The following is a 14,352-nucleotide window of genomic DNA, read 5'->3' as shown; positions in this document are numbered from 1 at the left end:
ATTGGCTCGCAATGACGGGGATAGAGTTTGATCAGGCCTCTCCTCGCTCTCCTGCGGGGAGAGGTAAGGACCTCACGCGCGCTTGCCGCCGCTCTTTTCCGCGGCGCGGCGCAGCGCTTCGGCGAGGGCGCCGCCACCGGAAGACGACTCCTGCTTGCGCGGCGCGGACGAGGTCATGCGGCTCGCGTTGCGCTGATTGTTGTCGCGCTGCATGCCGGGGGCGTCCTTCTTAGGCCCGACTTCGTCGTCGAGGCGCAGCGTCAGCGAGATGCGCTTGCGCGCGACCTCGAAGTCCAGCACCTTGACCTTGACGATGTCGCCGGGCTTCACCACCTCACGCGGATCCTTGATGTAGGACTTGGACATGGCCGAGATGTGCACGAGGCCGTCCTGGTGCACGCCGATGTCGACGAAGGCGCCGAAGGCGGCGACGTTGGTCACGGTGCCCTCGAGGATCATGCCCTTCTTGAGATCCTTGATCTCCTCGACGCCCTCCTTGAACACCGCAGCCTTGAACGCCGGACGCGGGTCGCGGCCGGGCTTTTCCAATTCCTTCAGGATGTCGGTGACGGTCGGCAGGCCGAAGGTCTCGTCGACGAAATCCTTCGGCTTCAAGGTGCGCACGATCTCGCTGGAGCCGATCAGCGCCTTGATGTCGCTCTTGGTCGCCGCGAGGATGCGCCGCACGACCGGATAGGCTTCCGGATGCACGCCCGAGGCATCGAGCGGGTCCTCGCCGCCGAGAATGCGCAAGAAGCCGGCGCACTGTTCGAACGCCTTTGGCCCGAGCCGCGGCACGTCCTTCAACGCCTTGCGCGACTTGAACGGGCCGTTGGCGTCGCGGTGCGCCACGATGCTCTGCGCAAGGCCGGAGCCGACGCCCGAGACGCGGGCGAGCAGCGGCGCCGAGGCGGTGTTGACGTCGACACCGACGGCGTTCACGCAGTCCTCGACCACCGCATCGAGCGATTTCGCCAGCTTGGCCTGGCCGAGGTCATGCTGATATTGGCCGACGCCGATCGCCTTGGGCTCGATCTTGACGAGCTCGGCGAGCGGATCCTGGAGCCGCCGCGCGATCGAGACCGCGCCGCGCAGGGTGACGTCCAGGCCCGGCAGCTCTTCCGAGGCGAAGGCGGAGGCCGAATAGACCGACGCCCCGGCTTCGGACACCACGATCTTGGACATCTTCAGTTCCGGCAGGCCCTTGACGAGTTCGGCCGCGAGCTTGTCGGTCTCGCGCGAGGCGGTGCCGTTGCCGATCGCGATCAGCTCGACCTTGTGCTTCAGCGCGAGCCGGCCGAGAGTTGCGAGCGACTCGTTCCACTGCCGCTGCGGCTCGTGCGGATAGATCGCAGTGGTGTCGACCACCTTGCCGGTCGCATCGACCACCGCGACCTTGACGCCGGTGCGGTAGCCGGGGTCAAGCCCCATGGTGACGCGGGTGCCGGCCGGCGCGGCCAGCAGGAGGTCACGCAAATTGGAGGCGAACACGCGCACTGCCTCGGTCTCGGCCGCGTTCCACAGCCGCATGCGCAGATCGATGTTAAGATGCACCTGGATCTTGGTGCGCCAGGCCCAGCGCACGGTATCGATCAGCCAGCGATCACCGGCGCGCTTGAGATCGGCGATGCCGAACCGCTTCATGATCTTCAATTCATAGGCGCTGGGCACGCCCGGCGGCGGCGCTTCGGCCTCGGCCTGGATTTGCAGATCGAGGATCTCCTCCTTCTCGCCGCGGAACATCGCGAGGATGCGGTGCGAGGGCAGCTTGGTCAGCGGCTCGGAGAAATCGAAATAGTCGGCGAATTTTTCGCCCTCGGTCTTCTTGCCGTCGCGCACCTTGGAAGCCATGCGCGCGTTGGTCCACATCTCCTCGCGCAAGGCGCCGATCAGGTCGGCGTCCTCGTCGAAGCGTTCGACCAAGATGGCGCGGGCACCGTCGAGCGCGGCGGCGGCGTCAGCGACGCCCTTCTCGGCGTTGACGAAGCCTTCCGCCACGACCTTCGGATCGTTGCCGGGCTCGGCGAGCAACTGGTTAGCGAGCGGCTCAAGGCCCGCCTCCTTGGCGATCTCCGCCTTGGTGCGGCGCTTCGGCTTGAACGGCAGATAGATGTCCTCCAGGCGCGCCTTGCTGTCCGCGGCCATGATCGAGGCCTCGAGCGCGGCATCGAGCTTGCCCTGCTCGCGGACCGATTCGAGGATGGCCTTGCGGCGGTCCTCGAGCTCGCGCAGGTAAACCAGGCGCTCCTCCAGCGTGCGCAATTGCGCGTCGTCGAGCGCACCGGTCGCTTCCTTGCGGTAGCGCGCGATGAAGGGAACCGTGGCGCCGCCATCGAGCAACGTCACCGCCGCCTCGACCTGCTCGGCCCGAACCCCAAGCTCCTGCGCAATTTTCTGGTTGATATTTGCCACGCGAGAATCCCTCTATCCTAGCACGCGGGCGCAGAGGCGAACCACCGGCCGCGGGACGCCGCTTATGGACCAACCAAGGTTGATTCATCAAGGTGCGGGGCGCAACCGTCGACAGAGGATTTTTTTTGCTGAAGCGATGCGATCTCGCCACATTCGTGGGGCTGGCGGGCTGTTCATGATACGAAGACCTTATCGTCTCGTCGTCCTGCGAAAGGCAGGACGACGAGTATGGCGCACAGGGCGCCGGGGCATCTTGACAGCCGCCCCATTACCCAGGCTGTTTGCACTGCCGGGCTACCGAATTCCCAAGGACCAATCATGCGTACGACATCCGTCGGCGTCTTCAAGGTCGCCACCACGGGCCCCGGTGACGTCTCCGGCCTGATGGACTTGATCGGCTCCGGCGCGATCGATCCCACATCGATCCTCGCCATTCTCGGCAAGACCGAGGGCAATGGCGGCGTCAACGATTTTACCCGGGAGTACGCGGTGGCCGCGCTGTGCACGGCGCTGGCACCCAAGCTCGGCCTGTCGCCAAAGGCAGTCGAGCAACGCATCGCCTTCGTGATGTCCGGCGGCACCGAGGGCGTGCTCAGCCCGCACATCACGGTCTTCACGCGCCGGACGCTCGATTCCCATCCTGCGGATCGCTGCGGCAAGCGCCTCAGCATCGGCATGGCGCACACGCGGGACTTCCTGCCTGAGGAGCTCGGCCGCGCCGCGCAGATCACCGAGACGGCCAAGGCCCTGCAAGCCGCGATGGCAGATGCCGGCATCACCGATCCCGCCGACGTCCATTTCGTGCAGATCAAGTGCCCGCTCCTGACCAGCGAGCGTGTCGCGGCGGCGAGCGCGCGCGGCAACAAGACGGCGACGACGAACGCTTACAGCTCGATGGCCTATTCGCGTGGCGCCTCCGCGCTCGGCGTTGCGGTCGCGCTCGGCGAGATCGGCTCCGATGTCCGCGACGAGGATGTGCTGCGACGCTACGATCTTTTCTCCAAGGTGGCCTCGACCTCGTCCGGGATCGAGCTGATGCATAATGTGGTCATCGTGCTCGGCAATTCGGCCTCGTCGGCAAGCGAGTTCGTGATCGGGCATGCCGTGATGGAGGATGCCATCGACGCCGCAGCGGTGGTATCGGCATTGAACAGCGTCGGGCTTGGCGTGGCCCCGCAGAGCATCGCGGGCCGCGAGCTCGTCAATATCTTCGCCAAGGCGGAGGCCTCGCCTGATGGCAGCGTGCGCGGCTTCCGCCACACCATGCTCGAAGACACCGACATCAGCTCGACACGCCACGCCCGCGCAGCGGTCGGCGGCCTGATCGCGGGCCTTGCCGGCACTGGCGCAGTCTACGTGTCCGGTGGCGCCGAGCATCAGGGACCGGCCGGCGGCGGCCCGGTTGCAGTGATCGCGCAACTGTCGGATTGATAGGCTCGGCATTCCGAATCGTCCGACCCCTCCGCCCGGCGCAACCCTGCCCCTCGCGCCGGCTCAGTTGATTCAGGCGGTCCCTTGCGAAAAAGGTGGCGCCACTATCTGAGGGGATTTTGATTTCATGACCTTGCCGATGAGCTGGAGTGAATGGGCGCAGCACGACGGCGTCGCGCTGGCGGGGCGTGTCCGCAAGGGCGAGCTGACGGCGAAGGAGCTGGCGCGCCAGGCTGCCGCGGGCGTTGCCAAGGTCAATCCGGCGCTGTCGGGCGTGGTCGAGCTGTTCGAGGACGTGATCGCCGATCCCGCCAAGGACGGCGCCAATCTCGCAGGTCCCTTCGCCGGCCTGCCTTTCCTGATGAAGGATCTCGGGCCGACCATGAAGGGCCGGCTGCAGGAAATGGGCTCGCTGCTGATGCGCGGCAATCGCGCCGCGGCCGATACGTTCCTCACCGGAAAATTCCGCCAGGCGGGGCTCAATCTGATCGGACGCACCACCACGCCGGAATTCGGCGTGTGCTCTTCGGCCGACAATCCCGCCGTCTACGTCACGCGCAATCCCTGGAATACCGACTACACCACCTGCGGCTCCTCGGCGGGCAGCGCCGCGATGGTCGCCGCCGGCGTGGTGCCGATCGCGCATGCGACCGACGGCGGCGGCTCGATCCGCATTCCCGCCGGTGTCAACGGCAATATCGGCCTGAAGGTCTCGCGCGGCGTGTTCTCGCTCGCTCCCCACATGTCCGACCTCACCGGCCTCGTCTCGATCCAAGGCTGCCAGTCGCGCAGCGTGCGCGACACCGCCGCCTTCGTCGATCACGCGCGCGGGCCTGCGCCCGGCGAGTTCATGCCGTTCTGGACCACCGCGCAGCCCTATTCCGAGATGATCAAGCGCGATCCGTCGAAGCTGCGCATCGCTTTGTCCCACACCTGGGGCAACTACACCGCGACGCCCGAGATCGCAGCCGAGCTGGAGAAGGCCGGACGCTTCCTCGAGGGCCTCGGCCATCACGTCGACTACGCGCTGCCGGAGATCGACCTTCCCGCCGCGTTCGAGGCGCAGACAACCTGCTACATCTCGAATTTCGCGGTGGTGATCTCCAACATGCTCGCCGCGCGCGGACTGGAGCAGCCGCCGGAGGGCCTGATCGAGCCCATGAACATCCGCATCTGGGAAGCCGGCCGCCACACCAGCTTCGCCGAGCGGGCGAAGATGCAGGGCGTCTTCAACACCACCTCGCGCGGCTTCGGCGCGTTCTTCGAGCAATGGGACGTCATCCTGACGCCGATCACGGCGCTACCGACGCCGAAGGTCGGCACCAGGGAATATCTCACCATCTCCGACAATCCTGATGTGCGCGACTGGTTCGACAATCTGTGGCGCTTCTTCGCCTTCACGCCGCTCGCCAATCTCTGCGGCATGCCGGCGATCTCGATGCCCATGGCAGCGCAAGATCACGGCCTGCCGCTCGGCATCCAGGCCATCGCCAAGCAGGCCAATGACGGCCTGTTGCTGCAGCTCGCCGCCCAGGTCGAGCGCGCGCTCGACGGCAAGTGGAATGGCGGCAAGACCGCGAAGGTGCATGTGACCAAGGCGTGAGCTGCCGCCGCGTCCTTCCTTAAAGCGCGATGCGATGATGATGAACCGTCATCGCGCTTTAGGTTGTTGTTTGAGCATGATCTTTTCGGAAAACCGCTGCGCACTTTTCCGGATCATGCTCTAGCCCTTGTCCTTGGCGCTCGCTTTCGCGATGGCCTTGTCCACGCGCCAGCGCGATACGTCTTGCTCGCCGAGGAAGCGCACCGCGGGACTTCGTGTCTCCGGAAACAGAGCGACGAGTGCATTGGCGCCGGTCACCGCGGGATTGCCGACCTCCTGGGCAAGCACCGCGGCCCGGCGATCGACGCGCTGGAAAGCGGCGGTCGGCGCCGCTGCTCCCGTCTCGATCACCGTGTGCGCGAGCTCCTTGTCGAGATAGTCAGCGAGGTTCCGCCTGAGCAGGCCGAGGTCGACGTTGCAGGCTTGTAAGAGAGGTGCCGCATCACCGTCTTCGGTCAGCGCCAGCAACAGGTGCTCCAGCGTTGCAAACTGATGGCGGCGCTGATCGGCGAGAGCCAGCGCTCGGCGTCGGGTCGCAGCATAGGCTGCGCCGAATGGACGGGACGATACGTCCAGCAGCCCGTCGATCTTCTCCAGTCGCTTCACGGGATCGAGCATGGCCAGTAGCTCGTACTTGTCCTTGACCGGCAACTTCATGCGCATCGCCATCGTATCGGCGATGCGGCCAACGTCGCGCGCCTGATCGAAGAACAACCAGATGTCCGGCATCAGCAAGCCGTGGGCGGCTGCGTAATCCTCAAAACGCTGAATGGCCCGGCGGATCAGTTCGGGCGAGTCGACCGGCGCTCCCTCAGGCAGTTCGGATGCCTCCGACCGATACCCACTCGATAGCGCTGCGAAGCTGCGGATCGCGACGCGGCGGAGGACACGCGTCAGCACCCTGATCGAACCGTCTTGGAGTCGTTCGAGCTCGACCAATTGCACGAGCACGCCGATCTCATAGAGGTCGGCAAATCGCGGCTCGTCGGCGGCCGCGTCGCGCTGGATCGCACAGACCATCTCGCGTGCGCCCTCAAACGCATGGTTGAGCGCCAGCACCGTATTCTCGCGACCGACGAACAGCGGAAAGGTCGCGCCCGGGAACGGCACGAAATCGCGCAACGGGACCGCCGGGTAGACCGCACTCGGGCTAATGGGCTTCGGCACAGGCGTGTCGCGACGCCCGGTCTGAAGCATTGCCGACAATGTATTCCAGTCGGCAACGCCCAGCATTCTCGACACCAGTTCGAGGCTTTCGCTGTGACTGATGGTGACGGCCTTGGTGGTCAGGGATTCGCGCAGGGTCTGCGCCATAGCCTTGGCATCGCGAAAATCGCGCATCGGTTCGTCCTCTGCATGAGCGATCCAGATGTATCAGACGGTTGCGTTGCTGACCGGACGCTCGGGCAAAGGGGAGGCCGATGAAGGCTCGATACGTTCACCATTCCACGAAGGGTGCAACCGGCAGGTCGTATCAACCTGCACGAAAGGTGGCGCAAAGATAAATCGCTGTCAATTGCGATCTCAGTTCTTCACCGCCGGGATCTCCTCGGCGACCGGCTGCTTCTGGCCCTGCTGGTACATCGCCAGCGCCTTGTCGAGGGCTTCGCGCAGCGCCAGCGCCGCGGCCACGCTGCAACGCAGGTGCGCGGTCTGGACCACGTCGACCCTGACGGCGGCACCGACCGGCATCAACAGGTTCGCGGCAAGCTCGATCTGGATCGCGCCGTTGTGATGACCGAAGCAGGACGCGCCGTCGAAATAGATGATCGGCGCCCGCTCCGAGCTGGAGCTGGAAATGGTGACGGGCCCCTGATTGGTGGCGGGCGTTTCGGGGTCGGCCATGGGCGCTCCTTGCAGTTCATCGACGAACGAGGCGCCCACCATCGGCGCTTCGGCGCGCCCTGTCGAGGCCAAACCGCCCCGCTCGGGCCCGGTTCGGGGTTTTGCGCGAGGCCCGACACTGGTCTAGAACGTGCCCATGAGCACCACACCGACCACGCTTGCCTTCGAGGAACTCGCCGAGGCGATCAAGGGACGCCGTTCCGACTACGGCCATATCAGCGGGCTCCAGCTCGATCGCTTCGCGCCCGCGGAGGCCTGGTCGAGCCTGCCCTACCGACCCGTCTTCGTCGGCGATACCGAGACCGGCGTGCTGCATGGCGGCGTCGTCACCGCGATGCTGGACGAGAGCTGCGGCATGGCGGTGCAACTTGCGCTCGACGGCACCCGCGCGATCGCGACCCTCGACCTGCGCATCGACTATCAGAAGCCGGCAACGCCCGGCCTGGACATCAAGGCGCATTCGGTCTGCTACCGCACCACGCGCTCGATCGCCTTCGTGCGCTCCACGGCCTATCAGGAATCCGAGGACGATCCCGTCGCGACCGCGACCGCCTGCTTCATGATCGGCGCCAACCGCACCAACATGCTGGCCGACCGCCGGGTGGAGGAACTGGGCATCCCGACGCTGGAGGCGCCGGAGGATCCGGACGGGCCGTTCGCGCGCAGCCCGTTCGCGCGCTGGCTCGGCATCCGCGTCAACGACGACGGCACGCTGACGATGCCGTTCTCGCCAAAGATCATCGGCAACCCGATCCTGCCTGCGATCCATGGCGGCATGACCGGAGCCTTCCTCGAGACCACGGCGATCGTCGGCGTAGCGCGCGAGCTCGGCATCTCCGCGCCGCCCAAGCCGATCGGCCTCACCGTCAACTATTTGCGTTCCGGCCGCGCGCTCGACAGCTTTGCCGACGTCTCGATCGTGAAGCAGGGTCGGCGCATCGTCGCGTTCGAGGCGCGCGCCTGGCAGGAGGATACTACGAGGCCGATCGCGACCGCCTTCGGTCATTTCATGCTGCGCCCGGCGCCGGGAGGCGACGAGGAATAGGCTCATTTTGACTTGACGGCCGCAGCTCCGGCCACAACGATAGCCCGTCCCCGCGAGAGGTATTGGATTGCGGCATCCGCTCGACATCGTCGCCATGTTCGCCGCGCTCTGGCTGCTGGCCTCGATGATGCTCGACGCGTTGACGCCGAAGGAGTTGACCGCAATCATGATCGGTGTCGCGATCGGGCCCGCGATCGTCATCACCGCCGTGTTCTACTATCTCCGCTGCCCGCGCACGGATTTTGCGGTGATGTTCGCGGCGCTCTGGCTGATCTCCGACATCGCCATCGCCTTCATCTCGCCGAAGGAGCTGCCGCACTTCCTGATCGTGCTCGGCTTCGTGCCGGCCGTGCTGATCGGCATCGTGCTGCACTGGCAGGCTTTCACCTCTCCCCGCCGGGGAGAGGTCGGATTGCGCAGCAATCCGGGTGAGGGGCCGCAGCACCCGGCGAGACCTTAACCCCTCACCCGGCTCGCATTTTCAATGCGATCCGACCTCTCCCTTCGGGAGAGGTGAATCGCCGCGCCAGCTGATATCACCGCGGCAGCAGGTTCGTCTTTGCAAGGTCCAGCACCTCGTCGCCGCGGCCGTTCATCACTGCGCGCAAGACCCAGAGGCTGAAGCCTTTGACCTGCTCGGCGGTGATGGTCGGCGGCATCGACAGCTCCTGCTTGGCGGTGATGACGTCGAGCAGCGCCGGTCCGTCATGCGCGAGCATTTCCTGCACCGCACCGCGAAGCTCGCCGGGATCTTCGACGCGTTTGGCAAAGATGCCCATCGCGCGCGCCATCGCGGCAAAGTCCGGGTTCTCCAGGTCGACATTGGTGTCGACGAAGCCGGCGGCCTTCATCTCCAGCGCGACGAAGCCGAGCACGCCGTTGTTGAAGACCACCACCTTCACCGGCAGCTTCATTTGCGTCAGCGTGATCAGGTCGCCCATCAGCATGGTGAAGCCGCCGTCGCCGGATAGCGAGATGACCTGGCGGCCGGGCCGGGCGGCCTGCGCGCCGATCGCCTGCGGCATGGCGTTCGCCATCGAGCCGTGCACGAAGGAGCCGATCAGGCGACGGCGGCCGTTCATGTCGAGATAGCGCGCCGCCCACACCGTGGGCGTGCCGACATCGGCGGTGAACACCGCGTCAGCGGAGGCATGGTCGCTGATCACCTTGGCGAGATATTGTGGATGGATCGGCTTGCTTCCCGGCGTACCCTTCGCAAGCGAGTCCAGCCCCTCGCGCGCCTTCCTGTAATGCGCAACGGCGCCGTCGAGATGTTTGCGCTGCGTCTTGGCCTTCAGCAGCGGCATCAGCGCCTCGATGGTGAGCTTGACGTCGCCCACGAGGCCGAGATCGATCCTGCACCGCCGTCCGAGATTTTCGGGGCGGATGTCGATCTGCGCGACCTTCGCATCATCAGGGAAGAACTGCTTGTAGGGAAAATCGGTGCCGAGCATCACCAGCGCGTCGCAAGCGTGCATGGCGGCGTAGCCCGAGGAGAAACCGATGAAGCCGGTCATGCCGACGTCGTACGGGTTGTCGTATTCGACATGCTCCTTGCCGCCCAGCGCGTGCACGATCGGGCTCTTCAGCGTCTCGGCGAGCTGCATCAAGGGCGCATGCGCGCCGGCGCAGCCGCGGCCGCAGAACAGCGTGATGCGCTCGGCACCGTTGAGGAGATCGGCCAGCGCCTGCAGCTCGTCGGCCTGCGGCACCACCTGCGGCGGAGACAGCGCAAGCCCGCGCGAAACCGTCAGTGCGCGCTTGGGCGCAGCGCGAAAGGCAATGTCGCCGGGCATGGCGACGACGGCGACACCGCGCAGGCCCACCGCCGCGCGGATCGCATTCTCCAGCACGAACGGAAGCTGGCTTTCATCCGCGACCAGCTCGCAATAATGGCTGCATTCGCGGAACAGGTTCTGCGGATGCGTCTCCTGGAAATAGCCGCCGCCGATCTCGGACGAGGGGATCTGCGCCGCGATCGCCAGCACGGGAACGCGGCTGCGATGCGCGTCGAACAGGCCGTTGATCAGATGCAGATTGCCGGGGCCGCAGGAGCCCGCGCACACCGCGAGGTTCCCGGTCATCTCGGCTTCGCCGGCGGCGGCAAAGGCTGCGACCTCCTCGTGGCGGACATGGACCCATTCGATCGTGCCGCGGCGGCGCAGTGCTTCGGTCAGGGCGTTCAAGCTGTCGCCGACGATGCCGTAGATGCGCTTGACGCCGGCCTGTTCGAGCGTTGCCACGAACAGATCGGCCACGTTGTTGATCGCCATGTCGGTCTCCTGCTGCGCCGGTCACACTGCGCGATGCATCAACATCAGCATCGCGGCAATATGAGGCACAATAAGCGACGTCAGGATCACGGCTAGTTTATTGTCTGTTCAATCTTTCTGAATCGCCCGATCGTAGGCCGCGACGGTCGCCTTCGCGCGCGCCTCGACATCGGCGGCGCTCATGCCGGGCTTGTAGAGGCTGGAGCCGAGCCCGAAGGCGGTCACCCCGCCCTTGATGTACTCGGCAAAATTCTGGTCGGAAACGCCGCCGACGGCCGCGATCATCACACCCGACGGCAGCACGGCGCGGATCGCGGCGATGCCGGATGCGCCGAGCACGCTCGCCGGAAAGAATTTCAGGCCCGACGCGCCGGAGCGCGCGGCAAGCAGCGCCTCGGTCGGCGAGAACACGCCCGGCAATGTCACCATGCCATGCTGATGCGCGCGCGCCAGCACCTCGGTGTCGACGTTCGGCGAGACCATGAGCTTGCCGCCGACATCGTTGAGACGATCGACGTCCGCTGCGGTCAGCACCGTGCCGGCGCCGATCAGCACGCCGGCGGGCGCGAGCTCCACCGCCGTTGCAATGGAGCGGAACGGATCGGGCGAGTTCAAGGGGATCTCGATCGCGGTCATGCCGGTCTCGATCAGCACGCCGACGATGGCCTCGGTCTCCTCGGGCTTGACCCCGCGCAGGATCGCGACCAGCGGCCGCTGCATCGGCGGAAAAGGAGTGCTCATCTCAAGAGTCCTTCTACTTCGTCCAGATCGCGGCAGCTGCCATCGACAGGCCGCGGCGGACGGCTTCATCCGCATCGACCGGCCTGACCGTCACCGACAACGCCTCGAAAGCCTGCCGGTACAGCATCGCAAGCCGGCCCGAGGCAATCAGCGTAACAGCTTCTTTCGGCACCGCACCGGAGAGGCCCGCCGCCAGCTCGGCCCCGATCAACGTGCCGGACAGCGTTTCGCGCGCCGCGGCCGGCGTGCCGCCGAAAAGCAATTGGCGCGAGCGCGCGGTGAACAGGAGATTGGCAGCGAAGGCAGGCGCTTCGTGCGCCGCTTGCACTGCTGCCTTGAAGCTCGCGACGTCCTCGGCCTCATCGGCGCCCGCGACCGCGAGCGAGAGGATGGTTTCGCGCGAGACCACGCTGAACAGCTCACCAGTCATGAAGGTGGAGAAACGTTCCACGACGCCATCCTTCACCCGCACCCATTTCGAATGGGTGCCGGGCATGCAGACCCGCGCGTCGCCCGCCGCAGCGAGGCCGAGTGCGCCGAGCAGCTGGGTCTCCTCGCCGCGCATCACGTCCGGCGCGCTTTCGTCGCGCTGCGCAATGCCCGGCAGGATGCGGATGTCGCGCGCTTGGCCAGGGACGCGCACGGCCTGCTTCAGGATCGCCGAGAGCTGTGCCGGCGTGTCGACATAGCCCGCCTCGACCCAGCCGGTCTTGGCGCCGGCCATGCCGCAGACCAGAACCGGCAGATGATCGGGTGCCTCGACCGCCGCAAGATGCGCTTGCAGCACGGCGGGAAAGCCGACCTTTGCCGCCGCCAACATGCCTTCATCGCTGCGGCGCTCAGCCAGCGCCTGACCGGAGCGGTCAACCAACCACAGGCGAAAACTGCTGGTGCCCCAGTCCACCGCGACATAAGCGGGTTCGGTCATGCGAAACTGTCCTCGTCTCACGGCCAAGACGTCGTCTCGCGACGATGAGACGACCCCTTGCGGATCTTCGTCGAGATACCGGCAATTGCGCGGGCAAACCAGCCCTTTCTCTCCGATTTGAGGCTTCGTCGCGCCGGCACACCGCTTGCTCAAACGCTGGCACAGCGCTTGCTGAAGCAGCCCTACTCACATCCGTGAACCGCGCAACAAGACGCGTCAATTGTGGAGAGGAAACCCATGGAGATTGGCTATTTCACGATGCCTTCGCATCCGCCGGAGTGCGGCCTGAAGGAAGGGAACGACTGGGACCTGCAGGTCATGCGCTGGCTCGACGAGCTCGGCTACCAGGAGGCCTGGGTCGGCGAGCACCACACCGCGCCCTGGGAACCCAATCCGACCCCGGATCTCTTGATCGCGCAGGCCTTGATGCAGACCAAGAAGCTTCGCATCGGGCCGGGCGGTTTCCTCTTGCCCTATCATCATCCGGCCGAGCTCGCCAACCGCGTCGCGATGCTGGACCATCTCTCCGAGGGCCGACTCAATTTCGGCGTCGCCGCGAGCGGCCTGCCGAGCGACTGGGCGATGTTCAACGTCGACGGCATGAGCGGGCAGAACCGCGACATGACGCGCGAGGCGCTGGAGATCATTCTCAAGCTGTGGACCGAGCCTGCGCCCTTCACCCACAAGGGCAAGTTCTGGACGGTGAGCAAGCCGGACACGATGTTCGACTTCCTCAAGCCCCACATCAAGCCGCTCCAGGCGCCGCATCCGCCGATCGGCGTCGCCGGCCTGTCCAAGAACTCGGACACGCTGAAGCTCGCCGGCGAGCGCGGCTTCATCCCGATGAGCCTCAACCTCAACCCGGCCTATGTCTCGAGCCATTGGGACTCCGTCGAGATCGGGGCGGCCAAGACCGGCCGCAAGCCGAACCGGCAGGACTGGCGTCTCGTGCGCGAGGTGTTCGTCGCCGATACCGATGAGGAGGCGTGGCGGCTCTCGACCGGCGACATGATGGGCCGGATGATGAGCGAGTACTTCCTGCCGCTGCTCGGCCATTTCGGCTTCAAGGACTATCTCAAGCATGCCCCCGATGTGCCCGACAGCGACGTCACGGTCGAATATTGCGCCAAGCGGAACTGGATCGTCGGATCGCCCGCAACCGTCGCCGAGAAGATCGAAAAGATCTACGACGAGGTCGGCGGCTTCGGCGTGCTCCTGGTGTTCGGCTTCGACTACAAGCACAAGGCTGAAGCCTGGCACCATTCGCTCTCGCTGCTGAAGAACGAGGTGATGCCGCGCCTTGCGCATCTCGGCTCCGCGAAGAAGGCGGCTTGACTCCACCTCTCCCACAGGGAGAGGTCGGCGCGTAGCGCCGGGTGAGGGGTTTCGGTCCAGCGTGATGCGCGACCCCTCACCCGAATTGCTTCGCAGTTCGACCTCTCCCCGTCGGGGAGAGGTGACTCGGAGAATGGCATGAGCGTTGACGCCCAGGATTTCAAGCAGGCGATGCGCCAATGCGCCGGTGCCGTGGCGCTGGTGACGGTAGGCGCCGAGCACGGCAAGCGCACCGGGCTGACGGTGACCTCGGCCTGCTCGCTGTCGGACAAGCCGCCCTCGCTGATCGTCTGCGTCAACCGCAACGCCAGCGCTCATGCGCGCATCCGGGAGGAAGGCGCGTTTGCGATCAATTTCCTGCACGAAGACCACGCGCTGCTCGCGCTCACCTTCAGCGGCCAGAAGGGCGTCAACGGCGACGACCGCTTTGCGTTCGGGCAATGGACGCGCGGCGCGACGGGCGCCCCGGTGCTGACCGATGCGGTCGCCGCATTCGATTGCGTGCTCGCGCAGGAGTTCGAGACCACGACGCATTCGATCTTCGTCGGCGAAGTCCGCAGCGCCTCGCATTCCGCCGCAGCCACGCCGCTGGTGTATCTGCGCAGCAATTTCCACACGCCGCGCGAGATCCGCGAGAACGTGACGATTGGCGACCTCGATGCACGCCATCTGAGCTGGACCGATTTTTCGTAGGAGCAGCACCAGCAGTGCACACCCTCGCCCCGCTTGCGTGGAGAGG

12 protein-coding genes are annotated in these 14,352 nt (G+C 65.8%); 6 read left to right on the top strand and 6 right to left on the bottom strand.

Features of this window, described 5'->3' with window-relative positions:
- Positions 1-72: 72 nt before the first annotated feature.
- Positions 73-2,412 carry a Tex family protein gene (locus tag P6U31_RS07015; RefSeq protein WP_407187498.1) on the bottom strand — a complete coding sequence of 780 codons (2,340 nt, stop codon included), beginning with the start codon at positions 2,410-2,412 and terminating at the stop codon, positions 73-75.
- A gap of 318 nt (positions 2,413-2,730) precedes the next feature.
- On the opposite strand from P6U31_RS07015, the gene P6U31_RS07010 reads away from it, so the two are divergent.
- On the top strand, positions 2,731-3,843 hold the full coding sequence (locus P6U31_RS07010) for a ring-opening amidohydrolase (protein WP_407187497.1): 1,113 nt from the start codon (positions 2,731-2,733) through the stop codon (positions 3,841-3,843).
- A gap of 127 nt (positions 3,844-3,970) precedes the next feature.
- On the top strand, positions 3,971-5,446 hold the full coding sequence (locus P6U31_RS07005) for an amidase (RefSeq protein WP_407187496.1): 1,476 nt from the start codon (positions 3,971-3,973) through the stop codon (positions 5,444-5,446).
- A 120-nt stretch (positions 5,447-5,566) separates the two neighbouring features.
- Here the strand turns inward: P6U31_RS07005 and P6U31_RS07000 are convergent, their stop codons facing one another.
- Positions 5,567-6,787 carry an LON peptidase substrate-binding domain-containing protein gene (locus tag P6U31_RS07000; protein WP_407187495.1) on the bottom strand — a complete coding sequence of 407 codons (1,221 nt, stop codon included), beginning with the start codon at positions 6,785-6,787 and terminating at the stop codon, positions 5,567-5,569.
- A 183-nt stretch (positions 6,788-6,970) separates the two neighbouring features.
- A complete protein-coding gene (locus P6U31_RS06995) occupies positions 6,971-7,291 on the bottom strand; it encodes a hypothetical protein (protein ID WP_172788450.1) in 321 nt (106 codons plus the stop codon).
- A 136-nt stretch (positions 7,292-7,427) separates the two neighbouring features.
- Here P6U31_RS06995 and P6U31_RS06990 point away from each other — a divergent pair, with 136 nt between their 5' ends.
- Positions 7,428-8,336: a PaaI family thioesterase gene (locus P6U31_RS06990; RefSeq protein ID WP_407187494.1), complete on the top strand. Its 909-nt coding sequence runs from the start codon at positions 7,428-7,430 to the stop codon at positions 8,334-8,336.
- 67 nt (positions 8,337-8,403) lie between these two features.
- Positions 8,404-8,796, top strand: a complete 393-nt coding sequence (locus tag P6U31_RS06985; protein ID WP_407187493.1) for a hypothetical protein — start codon at positions 8,404-8,406, stop codon at positions 8,794-8,796.
- 76 nt (positions 8,797-8,872) lie between these two features.
- On the opposite strand, the gene poxB is transcribed toward P6U31_RS06985, so the two are convergent.
- The 3 genes from poxB to P6U31_RS06970 all read right to left on the bottom strand — a co-directional run bounded on the left by poxB (position 8,873) and on the right by P6U31_RS06970 (position 12,278).
- A complete protein-coding gene (gene poxB / locus P6U31_RS06980) occupies positions 8,873-10,609 on the bottom strand; it encodes a ubiquinone-dependent pyruvate dehydrogenase (RefSeq protein WP_407187492.1) in 1,737 nt (578 codons plus the stop codon).
- 108 nt (positions 10,610-10,717) lie between these two features.
- Complete coding sequence (locus tag P6U31_RS06975) at positions 10,718-11,350, bottom strand: 2-dehydro-3-deoxy-6-phosphogalactonate aldolase (protein ID WP_407187491.1); 633 nt, start codon at positions 11,348-11,350, stop codon at positions 10,718-10,720.
- A 13-nt stretch (positions 11,351-11,363) separates the two neighbouring features.
- Positions 11,364-12,278 carry a 2-dehydro-3-deoxygalactonokinase gene (locus P6U31_RS06970; protein ID WP_407187490.1) on the bottom strand — a complete coding sequence of 305 codons (915 nt, stop codon included), beginning with the start codon at positions 12,276-12,278 and terminating at the stop codon, positions 11,364-11,366.
- Positions 12,279-12,515: 237 nt separating this feature from the next.
- On the opposite strand from P6U31_RS06970, the gene P6U31_RS06965 reads away from it, so the two are divergent.
- Together P6U31_RS06965 and P6U31_RS06960 are read left to right on the top strand one after the other, a co-directional pair.
- Positions 12,516-13,613: an LLM class flavin-dependent oxidoreductase gene (locus P6U31_RS06965; protein WP_407187489.1), complete on the top strand. Its 1,098-nt coding sequence runs from the start codon at positions 12,516-12,518 to the stop codon at positions 13,611-13,613.
- A gap of 138 nt (positions 13,614-13,751) precedes the next feature.
- Entirely contained in the window at positions 13,752-14,306 is a 555-nt protein-coding gene (locus P6U31_RS06960) for a flavin reductase family protein (protein ID WP_407187488.1), read from the top strand.
- Positions 14,307-14,352: the final 46 nt, after the last annotated feature.

Source organism: Bradyrhizobium centrosematis (assembly GCF_045571495.1).
GTDB lineage: Bacteria > Pseudomonadota > Alphaproteobacteria > Rhizobiales > Xanthobacteraceae > Bradyrhizobium > Bradyrhizobium centrosematis.
The sequence above is the reverse complement of the archived record's forward strand: the minus strand, read 5'-3'. Positions and strand labels throughout refer to the sequence as shown.

Bases quoted from the DNA above. Each gene is read 5' to 3' on its own strand.
- P6U31_RS07010 (WP_407187497.1), top strand. From the start codon at position 2,731: ATGCGTACGACATCCGTCGGCGTCTTCAAGGTCGCCACCACGGGCCCC.
- P6U31_RS07005 (WP_407187496.1), top strand. From the start codon at position 3,971: ATGACCTTGCCGATGAGCTGGAGTGAATGGGCGCAGCACGACGGCGTC.
- P6U31_RS07000 (WP_407187495.1), bottom strand. From the start codon at position 6,787: ATGCGCGATTTTCGCGATGCCAAGGCTATGGCGCAGACCCTGCGCGAA.
- P6U31_RS06995 (WP_172788450.1), bottom strand. From the start codon at position 7,291: ATGGCCGACCCCGAAACGCCCGCCACCAATCAGGGGCCCGTCACCATT.
- P6U31_RS06990 (WP_407187494.1), top strand. From the start codon at position 7,428: ATGAGCACCACACCGACCACGCTTGCCTTCGAGGAACTCGCCGAGGCG.
- poxB (WP_407187492.1), bottom strand. From the start codon at position 10,609: ATGGCGATCAACAACGTGGCCGATCTGTTCGTGGCAACGCTCGAACAG.
- P6U31_RS06975 (WP_407187491.1), bottom strand. From the start codon at position 11,350: ATGAGCACTCCTTTTCCGCCGATGCAGCGGCCGCTGGTCGCGATCCTG.
- P6U31_RS06970 (WP_407187490.1), bottom strand. From the start codon at position 12,278: ATGACCGAACCCGCTTATGTCGCGGTGGACTGGGGCACCAGCAGTTTT.
- P6U31_RS06965 (WP_407187489.1), top strand. From the start codon at position 12,516: ATGGAGATTGGCTATTTCACGATGCCTTCGCATCCGCCGGAGTGCGGC.
- P6U31_RS06960 (WP_407187488.1), top strand. From the start codon at position 13,752: ATGAGCGTTGACGCCCAGGATTTCAAGCAGGCGATGCGCCAATGCGCC.